At 42.9% G+C, this 16990-nt stretch carries 15 protein-coding genes and 1 pseudogene; 1 reads left to right on the plus strand and 15 read right to left on the minus strand.

Features of this window, described 5'->3' with window-relative positions; translation table 11 throughout:
- Positions 1-226: 226 nt before the first annotated feature.
- The 4 genes and pseudogenes from IM515_RS13535 to IM515_RS13550 form a co-directional block, all read right to left on the minus strand.
- Entirely contained in the window at positions 227-1891 is a 1665-nt protein-coding gene (locus IM515_RS13535; RefSeq protein ID WP_287628247.1) for a purple acid phosphatase family protein, read from the minus strand.
- Positions 1892-1967: 76 nt separating this feature from the next.
- Entirely contained in the window at positions 1968-3710 is a 1743-nt protein-coding gene (locus IM515_RS13540) for an ABC transporter ATP-binding protein (protein ID WP_287628246.1), read from the minus strand.
- Between the two features lie 131 nt (positions 3711-3841).
- Positions 3842-4112, minus strand: a pseudogene (locus IM515_RS13545) (aminotransferase class V-fold PLP-dependent enzyme); the annotation flags it as partial.
- Between the two features lie 129 nt (positions 4113-4241).
- Entirely contained in the window at positions 4242-4811 is a 570-nt protein-coding gene (locus tag IM515_RS13550) for an REP-associated tyrosine transposase (RefSeq protein WP_287628243.1), read from the minus strand.
- Positions 4812-5462: 651 nt separating this feature from the next.
- On the opposite strand from IM515_RS13550, the gene IM515_RS13555 reads away from it, so the two are divergent.
- Complete coding sequence (locus IM515_RS13555; protein WP_287630412.1) at positions 5463-7538, plus strand: NACHT domain-containing protein; 2076 nt, start codon at positions 5463-5465, stop codon at positions 7536-7538.
- A 329-nt stretch (positions 7539-7867) separates the two neighbouring features.
- Here IM515_RS13555 and IM515_RS13560 read toward each other — a convergent pair whose 3' ends face one another.
- The 11 genes from IM515_RS13560 to IM515_RS13610 all read right to left on the minus strand — a co-directional run.
- The gene (locus IM515_RS13560; protein ID WP_002759714.1) at positions 7868-8134 is read right to left on the minus strand and encodes a type II toxin-antitoxin system RelE family toxin; all 267 of its coding nucleotides are present in this window, start codon (positions 8132-8134) and stop codon (positions 7868-7870) included.
- Position 8135: 1 nt separating this feature from the next.
- Positions 8136-8417 (minus strand): hypothetical protein, encoded by a 282-nt coding sequence (locus IM515_RS13565; RefSeq protein ID WP_287630413.1) that lies wholly within the window; start codon positions 8415-8417, stop codon positions 8136-8138.
- 446 nt (positions 8418-8863) lie between these two features.
- On the minus strand, positions 8864-10108 hold the full coding sequence (locus IM515_RS13570) for a M23 family metallopeptidase (protein WP_287630414.1): 1245 nt from the start codon (positions 10106-10108) through the stop codon (positions 8864-8866).
- A gap of 45 nt (positions 10109-10153) precedes the next feature.
- The gene (locus tag IM515_RS13575) at positions 10154-10867 is read right to left on the minus strand and encodes a biotin--[acetyl-CoA-carboxylase] ligase (RefSeq protein WP_287630415.1); all 714 of its coding nucleotides are present in this window, start codon (positions 10865-10867) and stop codon (positions 10154-10156) included.
- 111 nt (positions 10868-10978) lie between these two features.
- Positions 10979-11623, minus strand: a complete 645-nt coding sequence (locus tag IM515_RS13580; protein ID WP_185240559.1) for a histidine phosphatase family protein — start codon at positions 11621-11623, stop codon at positions 10979-10981.
- 49 nt (positions 11624-11672) lie between these two features.
- A complete protein-coding gene (locus IM515_RS13585; protein WP_002765894.1) occupies positions 11673-12311 on the minus strand; it encodes a histidine phosphatase family protein in 639 nt (212 codons plus the stop codon).
- 664 nt (positions 12312-12975) lie between these two features.
- Complete coding sequence (locus IM515_RS13590; RefSeq protein ID WP_002765893.1) at positions 12976-13395, minus strand: YraN family protein; 420 nt, start codon at positions 13393-13395, stop codon at positions 12976-12978.
- Positions 13396-13576: 181 nt separating this feature from the next.
- Positions 13577-13954 carry a DUF3110 domain-containing protein gene (locus IM515_RS13595; RefSeq protein WP_002765892.1) on the minus strand — a complete coding sequence of 126 codons (378 nt, stop codon included), beginning with the start codon at positions 13952-13954 and terminating at the stop codon, positions 13577-13579.
- Between the two features lie 79 nt (positions 13955-14033).
- A complete protein-coding gene (locus IM515_RS13600) occupies positions 14034-14495 on the minus strand; it encodes a DUF2996 domain-containing protein (RefSeq protein WP_002765891.1) in 462 nt (153 codons plus the stop codon).
- 257 nt (positions 14496-14752) lie between these two features.
- Positions 14753-16762, minus strand: coding sequence for an NAD-dependent DNA ligase LigA (gene ligA / locus IM515_RS13605; RefSeq protein ID WP_287630416.1), 2010 nt, complete (start codon positions 16760-16762; stop codon positions 14753-14755).
- A gap of 14 nt (positions 16763-16776) precedes the next feature.
- Positions 16777-16990, minus strand: a 214-nt coding sequence (locus IM515_RS13610; protein ID WP_287630417.1) for a Uma2 family endonuclease, incomplete at its 5' end; no start/stop codon positions are given.

Here is a 16990-nt window from a genome sequence, read left to right on the forward strand (position 1 = left end):
GAACTGAAATTACATTGATAGCAAGGATTGCATGGCATCTTGACAATTAGTGTTTAATGAACGAATAGTGCCGGTAGTTGGGCTTAAGTGGGGAACAAGAGTCGCTCGATTTAGCAGTGGAATTAGCCCTACAATCGGCGTTGTCAAATTGAAAGATGCTCCGAATCAGCACCGGAGCATTGCATCTTTCCTCTTCTGATCTGACAACGCCTAAACTTTGGGAGTGTCAAGATACTTCACCTATGCTAAAAAGGGAAAATTCATCAAATTTAATGACCTCGGAGTCAGGATAACGGGTATCAAAACGATAACTGCTCACGGTTCCTTTTTCTGTATCTAAAATGCTAAAAACCGTCAGATCATTACTGGCAATATAGGGTAAAGGTTGATTAACCCAATCCACTAGAGGAGCAATGTTCGGGATAATTGCTTCTAATCCATTAGGATTGCCGATGGCTGCATAATTTCTATCGAGAGGTACAGGACGTTTTTTATCACCTAAATAAGCACCATAACTATTACCAACGTTAGAAGATTCGAGAAAATTCATACCGTTAGGACTAAGAAAACGATTCCATAAATGAGAATGACCATAAAAAACCAAATTAACCTTAGCTGATTCTAACAAGGGAATTAGATCACGAATAATATAGTCATTTTCTTGGGGATAATCATAACGTACTGATCTAACTTTTCCCGTGGTATCCCGTTGAATTGTCGGCACGGGATCGGTGTAGGGTGGAACGATATTTCCTCCTAGACTATGGGGAGGATGATGAAACATAACTACTTTATATTTAGCCTCTTGAAATTCTCGACTATTTAACTCTTTTTCTAACCATTGATATTGAGGACTACCTTGAGCAATTGGCTCAAAAATATGCTGACCATAACCCCAACAATTTGGTCTATCTAAATCTATTTGATTTTCATAATATCTTCCCTTGGCACTGGGTTCTAAATTGGGATTTCTCCAGATATTAGTAACATATAAAACCACTAAACGAACATCGCCAAAGGTGAGAGAATAATATTTATCTTGAGGCAAAGAAAAAATTTCTTCGTAGGTTTCTGTGTTGAAAGCATGATTTTTTAACCAATTTTCATTAATTGCTTCTGTATCCTCTGCTAGTTGTTTAGCAATAAACTGAGGAATAGCATCTTCAAACTGTTCATTTAAACCTCTGGAAGTAGAAAATCTACCCATAACTTCATGATTACCAATAGCAGGAAATAAGGGAGCATTTTGAATAATTTTCCCCCCTTTATAAATAGTCTGAATACCATTCTTTGTAAGAGGATAATTAGCACGACCTTGTAAACAGGGAAAGAATGCCCCACCGCGAATATCATCAAACCATTCGGAAGCTCGATCGGGTATATTAACTAAATCTCCTGCTAAAAAAACTGCATCTATCTGTCCAATAGTTTCGCTAACTTTTTGCAAATTAGCGGCAGTCATCGGCATTAATTGATGATCGGAAGTGAGCAGAATTTTGAGATTAGTTCCTTTTTTTGGTCTTGGTGTAAGGGTATAAATATCACTTCTAATCGCTGTATTTTCCTGAAAACTGGTGACTTGATAGGGAATCCTTTCCCCGGGATTTAAATCAGTAATTTCTGCCTGATGTCGCCAGATTTCTCGCTCGGTTAAAGATTGATAAGCTTCAAGGGTTCTCGATTTGGTATCTTCTCTAACTCTAGTTAATTTGCTAGTGCGAGCGGGAACCATTTTTTCTAGTTTTTCCCCGTAGTGCACCTGATGACGAGTGCCAAAAAATTCCGTAAACCAAATCACTTGTACTGATGTTTCGGTGGGTAATTGTAAAAAAGGTTCGGTTAAAAGTTGATTCTTGTTCATTGTCGCTAAAAGATAACTGCTGTGCTGCATTTAAACGGTCTTAAGGAGTAATTGAGATAGTCCACAGCTTAACCGGCAATAACTGGCAGATTCCCTATTTTATCGGCTAATGTAAAACCTTAGACTCTAACTGCTGCTGTTGCCAGAGATTTTGATAGACTCCGGGGACTGCGATTAACTCCTCGTGGGTTCCCATCTGGACAATTTCTCCGCGATCCATGACAAAAATGCGATCGGCAGTGGCAGCGGCCGATAATTGATGGGAGATAAAAATCACGGTTTTTTGGCTTTCTTGGGCGAGATTTTCCAAAATAGCCGTGGCTGTTTGATTATCGACGCTAGATAGGGCATCATCAAGGATTAAAATCGGTGCTTGGATGGCTAAAGCGCGCGCTAAAGAGGCCCGTTGACGTTGACCACCGGAAAGAGTAATCCCACGTTCTCCCACTAAAGTGCCGTATTTTTGCGGGAAATTCTCGATTTCTTCCTCAATTCTCGCTTGTTTGGCCGCCGATGCCACTGCTGGAAAATTCAGCAGCGGATTGCCATAACGGATATTATCTTCAATGGTGGTACTAAATAAAAAACTTTCTTGGGGAACATAAGCGATCGCTTTTCGCAGCTCTTCCAGGGCAATTTGAGTGACATCTTGATCATCAATAAACAACTGTCCCTCGGCAATATTCAAAAGACGGGGAATAGCGTTAGCAAGGGTAGATTTTCCCGACCTGATCGCACCGACGACCGCTACCGTTTCCCCCGGATTAATGGTAAAAGAAAGAGATTTTAAGGCTGGTTCCTTAGCATCAGGATAGAAAAAAGTCAAGGCTTTGGCGGTAATTTTTCCTTGAATATTTTTTAAGTGAATACAATCAGCATTGTCTTTAATTTTAGCCTCAGCTAATAGGATAGTTTCTAGGCGATCAATACTCACTTCTCCCTGTTGGTAGGCAGTAATAGTGAAACCTAATAAAGCAGTGGGAAAAACTAATCTTTCGGCCAAAATTAACAGAGCAATAAAGTCTCCAATGGTGATATTACCCGCTATAATTTGTCTAGTACCGAGGGCAAGCAACGCCAATAAACTCACATAGGCTAAAGCTTCAATCAGGGGAAAAAGAAAATTACGAGTCTGGACTAAATCTAAATTAGCCTGTAATAATTTGCGATTTCTTTGTTTAAATGCTAGGCGCTCGTTACCTTCTTGGGCATAAATTTTAATCAGAGTAATACCACTCATATCCTCTTGAATTAAATCGCTCAGATGCGAGAGTTTTTCTTGTACTTTTTTCTGTTGCCGCTGCAGACGACCACTAAATAACTGCACAGCAATTAACATCAAAGGATAGACAGAAATAGCGGCGATTGAAAGGGGAATATGAATCGCTAACATTACAGGCAAAGTTAACCCATAGGCAAAAAAAGTATTAGCCAAACTGAGCAAAGCAAAACCCACCAGACGACGGATATTATCCACATCGCTAGTGGCACGGTTGATTAAATCTCCTGAAGTTTGCCGAGAAAAATAGGCAGGTTCAAGGGTTAATAAATGCTGAAAGATTTTTTGTTTAAGCTCGAACTCTACCTGACGACCGATCCCGAATAACAATACTCTGGAAATCATGCGGATAAACCACATAATCGAGGCTAAAGCGACAATTAAAATCAGATAATAAATGATTTTTTGAAAGTCAAAGGATTTACTCAAATCATCGATGCTATCCCGGATTAAAAGCGGTATATAAACACCCAAAAGATTAACAATAAGCAGAGCAACTACCCCCCCAGTTACTATTTGCCAATGGGGACGTAGATAATTTGCTAGTTTTTTAATGCGAGAATAAGCCATATTCAGTTATCAGTAATCGGTGATCAGTTATCAGTTAGAATAGGTAACAGGCAAAAGGGGGAATAGATAATCAGTGGATTATGAGATGCGGCCACATTTCCCACCCAAGAATTTTTATTTTTTCTCCTTAACATTAGAACCAGCCTTGGGCGGTTTACCGGGGGGCTGATCAATTTTAGCTTGATAGCCGTGCCGCCAGAAGTGAAGATAATCTGGGTCTGGATTGGCATTAATTAACCCTGCTACCTGTTCTCTGGCCATTTCGATGACTGTTGCCGTATCCTGTCCCCAACTGTGTAAACTGGAGGGATTACCCCAATGATGCCGCAGAATAGTGGCAACCCGCTCGATCACTTGGGGATGAGTGGGGGTAGTGGCACTATAGTCAAGATAAATTTGCATTATTTTACAATCTGAGAAATGAGAGTCAAGACAGGCAGCTATTCTCAGTTTAGCCGTTTAAGAGATTAGAAAACGGGTTTCCTCAAGAAACCCGCTTTCTTAAAGAAAGCGGGTTTCTTAGGTTTCTACCTACTCGTCTAACAGCAGCCCCTTTAACTCTGGAGAGATGACATCTATATCCATCATCATAAATGAACGACAAGCAGCCATCGAGCCTAAAGTCGCGACAATAATTTCCAGATTGGGTAGTGTTCCTTCTCGCCATCCCACATATTCCTGAAAACTGGAGAATTCCCATTCCTGTGGCTGACTCACCAAACCCGCTTTAACTGGATTACAGTGAATATACCTCGACAAATTCAACAAATACTCTGTGTCATTTACGAGAATTGCCTGAAACCGCCCTTGAAACAATGAGCCAACTCGCCCATATCGCCGATTTATGGCTTTGGTATAAGACAGGGAAAAGGCTTGCATTGCCGCAGAAAGCTCGGCTTTTTTCAGCCGTATTAGCAGGTGATAGTGGTTGGGCATCAAGCAATAGGCAATAACATCTAGCGTTTCTACCAGATATTTACGCACCAATCGCAGAAAAAAAAGATAATTTTCTCGCTCAAAGAAGATATCTTCACGGTTATTGCCGCGATTATAGATGTGGTAGTATTGTCCTGCTTGAAAGATATTCTGACGATAGGGCATATTTATCTTATCTCTAGAAAACAGCTTTCTCTGGCTTACTATTCTAAGCTAAGAGAAAGCGGGTTTCTGAGTTGTTGAGAAACCCGCTTTCTGAGTTGTTGAGAAACCCGCTTTCTGAGTTGATGATGAGAAAGCGGAGAAAGCGGGTTTCTGGGTTGATGAGAAAGCGGGTTTCTGAGTTGATGATGAGAAACCCGCTTTCTGAGTTGATGATGAGAAAGCGGAGAAAGCGGGTTTCTGGGTTGATGAGAAAGCGGGTTTCTGAGTTGATGATGAGAAACCCGCTTTCTGAGTTGATAATGAGAAAGCGGAGAAAGCGGGTTTCTGGGTTGATGAGAAACCCGCTTTCTGGGTTGATGATGAGAAACCCGCTTTCTGAGTTGATGATGAGAAACTGGAGAAAGCGGGTTTCTGAGTTGATGAGAAAGCGGGTTTCTGAGTTGATGATGAGAAACCCGCTTTCTGAGTTGATAATGAGAAAGCGGAGAAAGCGGGTTTCTGGGTTGATGAGAAAGCGGGTTTCTGAGTTGATGATGAGAAACCCGCTTTCTGAGTTGATAATGAGAAAGCGGAGAAAGCGGGTTTCTGAGTTGTTGAGAAACCCGCTTTCTGGCTTATACTGAACTTTAGAGGATTTACAGGGGTTAAGTTATGACAGGAATTGAAACAACCATTGTAACGGCATTGACTAATAATTTTATTGGTCAAATGATTAAATCGGGGTGGGAGGGTATTAATAAAAATGAGTTATTGAATAAAGATGTCGGGCAGCTTATCAAAGAAGGAAAGTATCTTTTTTTGCGGGAATATACTCAACGTTACTGGGATCGGCACGGCATGATTAAGGTTTTAAAAATGTCTAAGCCGATGGATTTGGAGTCAATTTATATTAATGTCAAATGTTTAGGGAATTTAGTCAGGGATTATTATGATGAAAATTTAGAAAATAAATATCGTGAGAGTAAGCAGCGACGTTTTAACTTTAGGGATGATGGTAAAAAAGATGGTTTACTTTTGGCGAATCAAGAACAATATTTAATGGTACTTGGTGATCCCGGCATTGGTAAATCTACATTTTTGCGAAAAGTTGGGCTAGAAGCTCTCAAGGGAAATAAAGACAGTTATCAGCATTCTCTAACACCTGTTTTACTGGAGTTGAAAAACTTTAAAGAAAACGAGATTAATATTCAGGCATTAATTGAAGAGGAGTTTAAAATCTGTGGTTTTCCCAATGTGGAAAAAAATATTAGCAATAAACTAGAAAAAGGGGAATTACTAATTTTATTAGATGGTTTGGATGAAGTGCCAACAGCTAATGTGAATAATGTAATCGAGAAAATTAAAGATTTTGTAGATAGGCATTATAAAAATCGTTTTATTCTCTCCTGTCGCACTGCTGCTAGAACTCATCTTCAACGATTTACCGATATTGAAATTGTCGAATTTGATGATCAGCAAATTCAAAGTTTTATTGAACATTGGTTTAGTTCCGAATTAGATCGCAAAAATGAGACGGCTAAAAATTGTTGGGAACTGTTGCAAAAAAAGGAGTATAAAAGTGCAAAAGAGTTAGCCCATACACCGTTATTGTTGACTTTTTTGTGTTTGGTTTATGATGAAAATCAATCTTTTCCCACAAATCGCAGTCGCCTTTATCAAGATGCGTTACGAATTTTATTAGAAACATGGTCAGCCGAAAAACGTTTACCTAATCGCGGTTTAGTTTATGAAAATCTCAGTATTGAGCAAGAAGAAATTTTGCTATCTGAAGTCGCTTATCAGAATTTTGTAGCAGATAAACTTTTTTTAGAAAAACGAGAAATTGTTAAGCAAATTAAAGATCACCTTAAACAAAACTTAAATGCTCCGCAACATCTGGACGGAGAAAAAGTATTAAAAACCATTGAAATTGAACAGGGAATTTTAGTAGAGCGGGCGAGAGATGTCTATTCTTTTTCTCATTTAACCCTTCAGGAATACCTCACGGCTCAGTATATCTATGACAATGATTTGATTGAAGAAACAGTTAAGAATTATGTAACAGAAACTCGTTGGCAAGAGGTGTTTTTGTTAGTGGCGGGTTTGATGCGAGGGAAAGCCGATAAATTGTTATTAGCAATGGAGAAAGAAGCCCATAATTATCTTAAAACGCCCCTCGGTCAAAAATTAGTGCCGATTTTACAATGGGCAGATGAGATGACTAAAGATTCTGTTGATAGTCCGATTAAACCTGTAGGAAGAAGAGCGCTCGCCAATTATCTCGTCATCGCCAACGTCTTCGCCTACGGCATCGCCATCGCCTACGTCCCCGAGATCATCCACGTCATCGCCATCAACATCGCCACCGTCATCACCGAGATCCTCTTTACCCCCGACCTCATTGATGAGTTTGTCCTGTTAGTTAACTTATTGGCTCAGGATCGAATTGTTTCTAAGGTTAATTTTTACCAATTAATCGCTGATTTAGAAGCTTTCAAACAAAATATTCCTGATGATAAAGCAACTAAAAAAGAACGTCGAGAATTTGCTGATCAATTCTTGAAAATGTGGAATACTGCTTTTAATTTAACGCCTGAATTACTGAATTTATCCATCCAAGAAATTCGCAAAATAGACAAGCATTATTTTTATATTAATCTCCTGGTTCTCTGCTGCCAAAAAGTGGCTGTTAATATTTCCCCTACCGTCTGGCAAGAAATCGAAGAACGAATGCTCCGCGTTCCTTAACTTCTACTTTTTTTCTCAAATTTTGCCTTTCCAATTGGATGAGATTAGCGAATATTAACACTATGAGGATTGGGAGCTTCAAAAACCTTGCATTACCATTTTTATAGAACATAGGGTTTGCGGCAAAAAGTACGGGCGAAGCATTCGGATAGAAAATCTACGGTTTCACCGATAAGTTATTGTCCGAATGCTTCGCCCCTACAGGACGCGGAACCATGAAGACGCAAGGTTTTGAAGCACGATTCTCTCAGAATCTTGCACCTGTTTCGGGAGAAAAGCCACAAAACCTCTACCTTGCCTACATTTCACATTTATTCAGCAAACCCTATTTATTGGCGGTAAGCTTGACTGCGATGTTCAATCAGCAAGACGATAACTTGAGACTGACTATCATCAACGGTATAGATAACCCGATAGTCTCCAACGCGGAAGCGATACTTCCCAGCAAATTCTCCCTTTAATGCTTTAATTTGAGGGTGATTTTTCGGTGTTTCTTGAAGGAGTTTTAAACACTTAGCAATCTTCTTTTTTAAGATTGGATCCGCTTCAGAATAAACTTTATTTGCTTTAGCTGTCAAACGGACTTTATAAGTCATCTCAGCTTTCCCAATCAATGAGAAAACCTGATTGTAAATCCATTTCAGCTTCTTTCAAATGTTCCATAATATTCGTGATTGCTCTAATTTCTTGCGTTGCCTTTTCACTTTCTTTATCTGACAAATAAGCGGCAAATTCTAGAATCATCTTTAAATTTTCTACTGATAGGGTTTGTAAATATTGTTGAATCTTTTGCTTCATTAAATCGACCTGTACTAATGTTTCAGAATCTAAAAAATCTTCTGGAGTCGAGGGATTTACTTCAACGTCAGTTAGAGTCATATTTAATCAAGTGCTTCTCTCAAGTTTATTATTTGTATCTTAGCGTGTATCCCGTCTCCCGACGACCGACGACCGACTCCTGACGAACGACTCCTGACCCCACAGTTAACTTTATTTTTGTCCAACTACTTAGGGTTGGCTGAAAAAGTACGGGCGAAGCATTCGGGCAATAACCTATCGGTGAAACCGTAGATTTTCTATCCGAATGCTTCGCCCCTACAGGACGCGAGCGCCGCTCAAGATGCCAGGTTTTGAAGCAAGATTCTCTCAAAATCTTGCACCTGTTTCGCTCGTAAAGCCACAAAACCCTTACCTTGCCTACATTTCACATTTATTCAGCAAGCCCTACTTAAGACTGCGAATGTATGAAAACGCATCAATTGGGCAAAAGCTCAACGATGCGTTTTTAAGTTCCAAAAACCGCTATATTTGTAACCCAAAACAAATTAATTCTGATTAGAGTCAGTGGCTGCGGCCATTTGCATTCTCTGCACCAGATTATCGAGGGCTAATTCTAGATGTAAACCAGCATCTACGGCGGTCCAACCCTGTTCGGTTAGGTGTCGCCATTCAAAGTGTAGGTGCGGACCGGTAGAAAGTCCCGTACTACCCACACGACCGATAACTGCGCCCTGTTCCACCCATTCTCCCGGTTTGACAGTAATTTCCGAAAGGTGGGCATAACGAGATTCTTGACTACCATCGAGGTGACGCAAAATCACCGTTAATCCGTAACCTCCCAACCAGTCGGCGGTGGCCACTTCCCCTGCGTAGGCGGCTAATACAGGTGTTCCCATCGGTGCGCCTAAATCAGTACCCGCGTGCATGGCCCGATTACCGCTGACTGGATGATTTCGCCACCCGAAAACCGAGGTAATTTGGGCGGGAAGGGCGAGGGGAAAGAGTAAATCCGTGCGTTGAGTTTGGTTAGAATCCGTGGGACTTAAACGGGTGGCCCGCTCATAGGTGGTCGCTTCGCTGATTGCTTCCACTTCCGCACGAGTCACGGGGGCTAAAGCCAATTTTACGCCATTCCATTCCGGGGGATTGAGGGCTACCACCTGACTGGGAATCACCGTCGGGGCGGCCAGACGTACCGGGGCGCTAGAAGCCACGAGAGTGGGGGCATAACGACGCAGGGAATTATTAGCGATAACCGGCTGATTTCGGGGCTGCCGTCCTACCCGCACGGCCGGATTAGGATTGAGACGCACCCGGGCCAGATTAACCGGGGGTAAGGGTTTGGCCACAGTGCTGACCGGCTGACGACGGGGGGACCGGGCCGCCAGATTACAGCTACCTCCTACCAGTTGACCATTTTGGGCGATGGTTTGGCAACCACTGCGGCGCTCGGTGACGACAACGGAACTGGGGGGGTTAAAGTTTCTGGTATCGATAAAGTTATTTTTACCGCCGGCCCGGGGGGCAAGGGTAGGCATATCGGTTTGATGGTTTTCGGGGATAGCCAGACGGGGGGCAGGATTAGTATTTTCTTTGATAACGGGGGCTTTTAGAGTCGGGGCGGCATTTTCCACTACCGGGGTTTCGCTACCAGTTTCGGAATTAGCGATCGCATTGGGAGCAAGAGTAATCAGACCGCTGACTACTAAACCGAGACCACTGCATAAACTCAGCTTCTTTTTTAAGGATTTTCCTAGAAAAAGTTTCAATATCACCGATGAAGGATACATAGGGCGGCCTCACTTCTCACAGTTTAGTCAAAAAAATATTTAGACTCAATTATAGCCGAGACTGACCCTACCGGCCGGTATATAGATTTCGCTACTGGCATTGTCCGAGGTGAGTTTAACTTTTAATTCCCCTCGATCGCTTACCCCCGTTATTATGCCCTGATAGCCCTTGAAAACTATCTTTTGACCAAAATTGGCAAAAAGTTCTAAATAGGAGGCTAATAAGGCTTTTATGCCGTGATTACAGTAATATTCATAGCCGTATAGGATAGCATCGCTGGTGAGAGAAGTTAATTGAGCGATCGAGGTGATTTTATTGCCAGTAAAAGCCTGTAAATTAATACCGGTGGGGGGGACAGGATTAGACCAATTGAGGCCCACTCCGATGACTGCTTGCGGGATGTTTTGCCCCTGAATACGGGTTTCTAGGTTAATTCCCCCTAGTTTGCGCCCTAATAATACCAAATCATTCGGCCATTTGATTTTAACGGGTATTTCTTGACAATTCAGCTGATGAGCGATGCCCCAAACTGTAGCGAGAACGAGATGGGCAGATTTATCCACCTCTAAATCCAGATTTAACGCCAAAGATAAATATAATCCTCCCGGTTCAGAAATCCACTCCCGTCCCCATTGTCCCCTCCCGGCACTTTGTTGACTAGCAATCACCAGAAAAGGCGGATTTTCCCCCGATTCTAATAATTGCCAAGCTTTAGTATTAGTGGAAGGTAATAGCTCAAAGTGATGGATTTTGGGCATAAATGGGAAGTGGGGAGTATTTTCAGTGATCAGTAAACAGTAAACAGTAATCAGTGACCTGAAAACTCACATCTGATCACTGATAACTGATCACTGATCACTGATAACTGATTAGGTGCAGGGGAGAGAACGCAGGTACTCACTGAGGTGGGAACGTAAACCGATGCCATGGAAAAGCGGGCCACGACTGCCTAATTCGACAATACTGACAGCGGCTACGGGCATTTCAAATCGATCGCGATAACGGCCCACATCGATGCCCATCAGACTACAGAGCATGATCCGGATAGTGGCCTTGTGGGAAACAATCAGGATATTGCCCTCACTGTGGGTGTGTTCAATTTCCTCCAAAACGGCCGCGGAACGACGGGCGATATCGATGCCCCTTTCCCCGTTGGGGGGAGCATTCCAAGCGGGATCCGTCAACCAACGCACATAGAGATCATGATATTGATGATCAATATCGTTGGGGTGCATACCCTCCCAAAGACCATAACCGATCTCTTGTAATCCCTGCCGGATTTCTAATTTCAGTCCCACCGCTTCACAGAGAGGTTTAGCGGTTTGAATAGCTCTTTGGAGGGGACTGACGTAGGCCGCACGCCAAGGTAAAGAACGATAGACATCGGCGAATTCTTCCGCCATTTCGATGCCTTCGGCAGTCAAACCGGGATCATTTTCTGGAGTACCACAGTATCCTCCCGTTTTGCTATAGGCTGTCTGTCCGTGTCGTAGAAAATATAACATCAAGCACATAGTTTTTCAGGAGACCAAATCTGGGGTTTCCCTGGTTGCTGTTGACTGGTTAGGTTCCCGCTCGGGAGCGCAGGTCATTGCGGATGTGAGAGCGATCGCCCATGACTTGAAAGAGGGGACCATGTTCGGCTAATTCGACGATCGTTACCGAGGCCACGGGCATGGCAATTCGATCGCGATAACGGCCGATATCAATGCCTAAAAGAGAACATAACACGATTCGGATCGTTGCTTTATGGGAAACAATCAAAATATGGCCATCATCGTGATGATGGTCGATTTCCTCTAATACCTCCGAACTGCGACGAGCGATATCGATGCCTTTTTCGCCCCCCGTGGGAGAATTCCAGCCCGGATCTGCTAACCAGCGCACATAATCATCATGAAACTCCCGATTAACCTCAGCTGCGGTTTTTCCCTCCCATTGGCCGTAGGCAATCTCTTTTAATCCTTCCCGTTTGTGGATGGGAATACCTAAGAGTTCGCTTAAAGGGGTGGCCGTGGCCATGGTGCGCTTGAGGGGACTAGAATAGATACCTGTCCAAGGCACATCTCGATAGGCAAGGGCGAAATCCTTGGCCATTTCATAGCCGGCCGGGGTTAGTTCCAAGTCTAATCGACCGCAAAAACTACCCGTTTGACTGGCTGTGGTTTCGCCATGACGCAAAAAGTAAAGTTTTAGACTCATTTTTTAGGTTCCTCTTAATATTTGTGACTCTCTCCCACCTATAGTGATACTAAATCTTGTTTAAAAAGTACAGGAGAGCAGGGAGCGGGGAGAAACAATTTAAGCTGTTCGTAATTTAAATTGCTTGTTGAGATCAGGCGGTCGGCAGGGGGCGGTCGGCGGTCGGAAAAATCGAATATGCAATTTAGATTCAAAACAGCTTAGTTGTAAAATATCTACATCTATCAGCCACTTATCTATAGTTTTGTAACGGCAATTTTTGCTAAAAATCAATAAGTGTAAACTTTAATCACAAGGTTGATCGTGTCCTGACAAACGTGTTATCTTAAAAACATAAGGCACAAAGGAAGCGACTCAACTTCCTTCCAGGCAAAAAGACCTAGAGCCTGTGCCACCTGCTCTAGATCAACGCAACAGCTAAATCGGACACAGATTCTCAAAGTTTGTAAAGTAAAGTATGGTTTCGCCTCTGTTGCTCGATATAGGACAGATGGAGTGAGCCGTAATCAGCACCTGAGTCGGTAAACTGAGAAATCTTGATAGTTGACAGATAGACTGTTGTGGGTTCTGTAAACCTCTATTGTATTGAGTCCGTTAAACTTTTAGGAGTCCATATCGTTTGTACAAGATGAAGCCCGCCTCCCTAGGCGGGCCTATTGTGTTTTTAGAAAACCGCCACGAGATATTCCTGTAATTGCAATTGATAACCTGCCTGTAGCTGACAGGGATAATCAAGGGAAAACTCAGGTAAAGCTAATAGAGAACTTTTTTGACAACTAACTAACGCCACATCGAAGCGACAGCTTAAATCAGACCATTGGGGATAAAAGGCAAGAAATATCTGGGCAGCTTGGTAAATTTTACCTTGTTTACGGTCATTGATCGCTAATTTGCCCCCTAAATCCCAATTGCCAGCACTGCGGGTTTTCACCTCGACGAAAGCGAGAGTCGCTTGGGATTTAGACAAGACGATTAAATCGATTTCACCGCCAGCACTACGCCAACGACGCTGGAGAATATGCCATTGCTGTAATTGCAACCAATCCGCCACCAAATTTTCGCCCAATTCCCCCACGGTTGTCATATTCAGTTATCAGTTATCAGTGGTCAGTTATCAGTTATCAGTTATCAGTGGTCAGTTATCAGTTATCAGTGGTCAGTTATCAGTTATCAGTGGTCAGTTATCAGTTATCAGTGAACAATATTGATTTATTATCCTGTCTTCTGACTCCAAACTACTGATTACTGTTCACTGAATCACTGGATTACAAAAGTCCTTCTAGACGACGACGGATGCTGTCTAACTCCGCATCGGGAATCTCGGAAAACTCCTCCTCGGCGGGGGGGACTTCCTCTTTTTGCCAATCCAACTCCTCGGCATTGCTTTCGGGGGGAATTACCAACATACCCGCTGCAATCATTTCCGCTTGATAGCCGGCGCCGCGACAAAATTCTGCCACTTCCTCGGAATCAATTTTCTCTACCGTGGGAGTCGGAAAATCCTGTGCCTCTAACAGCAGAGCATAACGGGTGGCATCATCTTCCGATTCAAACATCAACACCTTATTGATAGCTCCCATTTGAATGGTGTGGATACCTTCGTTTTCTGTGCCTGCGTTAAAAAGTAGTACAAATACACGCATAATTACTATTAGCGATCGATAAGCGGTGGTCGTCTATACTCATTTTACCCCCCTTCTCGATCGCTAATCCTGAGCAATTTTAGTTTCTAGTCAACCACTTTTGACCGTTAAGCCGTTGCAGGGTGTAAAACAACAGTAAATCAAGACTAACTTTCCTTTCATCGATCATAAATGATTCAAGTGTACTAGGTTGAGCGCCGCCCTCAGCTTGAGAAAAAGCTTTTTTACCATTGATGTTTTCTTCCAAAAAATAAATGCTAAATTGACGCATTCCCTCGAGCCAATTGCCAGTTAACTGCCAACAGGGAGAGCTAGAAAAACCCTGCACGGGAATTTTATCCTGTTTAAAGGACAGCTTTATATCAGTTATACCCAGTTTTTGCAAGGCTGCGGCCAATGCGGGCTGAAAATGCTGCTCAATAAATTCAGCAAAGGGTTTTTCCTCGACGGTTGGCTCCTTGGGTTTTTTAGCAGCCGCAGGTTGAGCCGGTTTTGCTGCTTCTGCTGCCGGAGTTGCGGGGGTGGTGGTTTCTTCTGCCATAGGAATTAATCAGGAATGGGTAGGTAGCTACAATTATATTTTCTCCCGGGTTATCAGCTATCAGTTTTTTTAGCTATCAGCTTTGATTTACCCGATTAATTAGGGCTGGCTGAATAATGGTAAAACCCTACACCCCTCCTGCCCCCCGACCCCCCCGATGTCGGGGGGGGCAGGGGGCCACACCCTACCCCCACCGAAAAACTTTTTGCCGCAAACCCTACTTAATGCTTCGGCAGATTTGCTGCAATCTTAAGCTTTTAAGCCTTGATTAATTCGAGTAATTGTGCTTCGGTTAGCTGAGTAATGCCCAATTCTAGGGCTTTTTCTAGCTTAGAACCCGCCGCTTCTCCTAGCACTAAATAATCGGTTTTTTTGCTCACAGAACCCGTCACTTTCCCCCCGGCTTTTTCGATTAATTCTTTCGCTTCCTCTCGTTTGAGAGTTGGTAAAGTGCCAGTAATGACAAAGGTTTTCCCTGCTAAAGTCGCTTTAGTGGTGGTGGTTTTTGCTGCCGCAGCAAATTGTAAACCGGCTGCCTGTAATTTAGTGACTAAATCCCGATTAGCGGCGATTTTAAACCAATCATAGACCGATTGAGCGATTTCTTCACCGATACCATAGACAGAAGCTAAATCAGTCACGCTGGCGTTAGCTAACTCCTCCACAGTCCGAAAACTTTCGGAGAGAATTTGGGCGTTAACGCTGCCCACATAGCGAATTCCTAGCCCATAAAGTACCCTCGACCAGCTTTGATTTTTGCTCTGAGCCATAGCTGTAATCAAATTTAAGGCGGATTTCTCGCCCATTCGGTCTAATTTGGCAATTTCCGTTTTTTCGAGGCTGTAGAGGTCAGAAATGGCGGTAACTAATCCCTGTTCAATCAGCAAAATTACCACTTTTTCCCCTAATCCCCGGATATCGAGAGCGTCGCGACTGGCCCAATGTACTATACTTCCCCGCAAAATCGCCGGACAGGAACTATTAACACAGCGCGTCACCGCTTCCCCCACTGGACGGACTAGGAGAGATTGACATTCAGGGCAATTAGTGGGCATCTGGAAGGGTAAGGTGTGGGGAGGACGCAATTCTGGCAGGATTCTCACCACTTCCGGAATAATTTCCCCCGCTTTGCGGATAATTACCGTGTCACCGACGCGGATATCTAATTCGGCCACTCGATCGCTATTATGTAAAGTAGCCCTTTGTACGGTGGTTCCTGCTACCTGTACCGGTTCCATCACCGCCATGGGTGTAACTGCGCCGGTGCGTCCCACATTGACGATAATATCTTTAACTACTGTGGGGACTTCTTCGGCAGGATATTTTAAAGCGATGGCCCACCTGGGGAATTTTTGGGTGAATCCTAAGCGATTTTGTCGCTGTAAATCGTTGATTTTGACTACGACACCATCGGTCATGTAGGCTAATTGATGACGTTTTTCTTGCCAATCTTGATAGTATTGCGCCACTTCTTGCAGGGATGGACAGAGTTGACGGTGGGGATTAACCAGAAATCCCATGGTTTCTAATCTATCTAAGGATTGCCATTGATTAGTGATATGGTTATCGTCTAAATGCAGGGTATAGGCAAAAAATTGTAAGCGTCTTTTATCAACTATTTTCGGATCTAATTGTCGTAGGGTTCCTGCTGCTGCATTGCGGGGATTAGCAAAGAGAGATTCCCCTTTTTCTTCTCTTTCTTGATTGATTTTATCAAAGGTATCGAGGGGTAAAAAAGCTTCGCCGCGCACTTCCACAATTGCCGGGGGATTGTCTATATTTAAGCGTAAAGGAATAGAGCGAATTGTCCGCACATTGGGGGTAATATCTTCGCCAGTGACTCCATCTCCTCTAGTAACACCTCGGACTAAAAAGCCGTTTTCGTAGGTTAAAGCTAACGCGGAACCATCGATTTTTAATTCACACACATATTCCGTGTCTTGGGTTTCATTTACATATCTTTGCCAACGGTTGCCCCATTTATTTAATTCTTCGAGGTTAAAGGCATTTTCGAGACTATACAGGGGAATATTATGACGGACAGAAACGAATTGACTAGAGATTTTATCTCCGACTCTTTGGGTGGGACTATCGGGGGTGATTAATTGGGGATAACGCTTTTCTAGGTCTTCTAATTCCCGATAAAGTTGATCATAAACGCTATCGGGTATAAAAGGATCATCAAGAACATAATAAGCATAACTGGCTCTTTGTAGTTCTGTTTTTAGTTGTTGGCAACGTTGTTGGATTTCTAAGGGGATAGTCATAATCGTTAATAATGCTACTGTGCAAAGACCATTTGAGGAGTTAATTTTAAATCGGGAAATGTTACCGATTTTATCCTATCTTCGTTGTTAAATTCTGCCAGTTCATAAAATCCCGAAATCAGGGTTAAAACCGATATTTTTAGGGCAATAGGATCGATAATCCAGTATTCAGGAATGCCTCTCACTGCGTATTCTGAACGTTTATAACGGTAGTCATCGTCGGCATTA

Source organism: Microcystis sp. M44BS1 (genome assembly GCF_020244875.1).
GTDB lineage: Bacteria > Cyanobacteriota > Cyanobacteriia > Cyanobacteriales > Microcystaceae > Microcystis > Microcystis panniformis.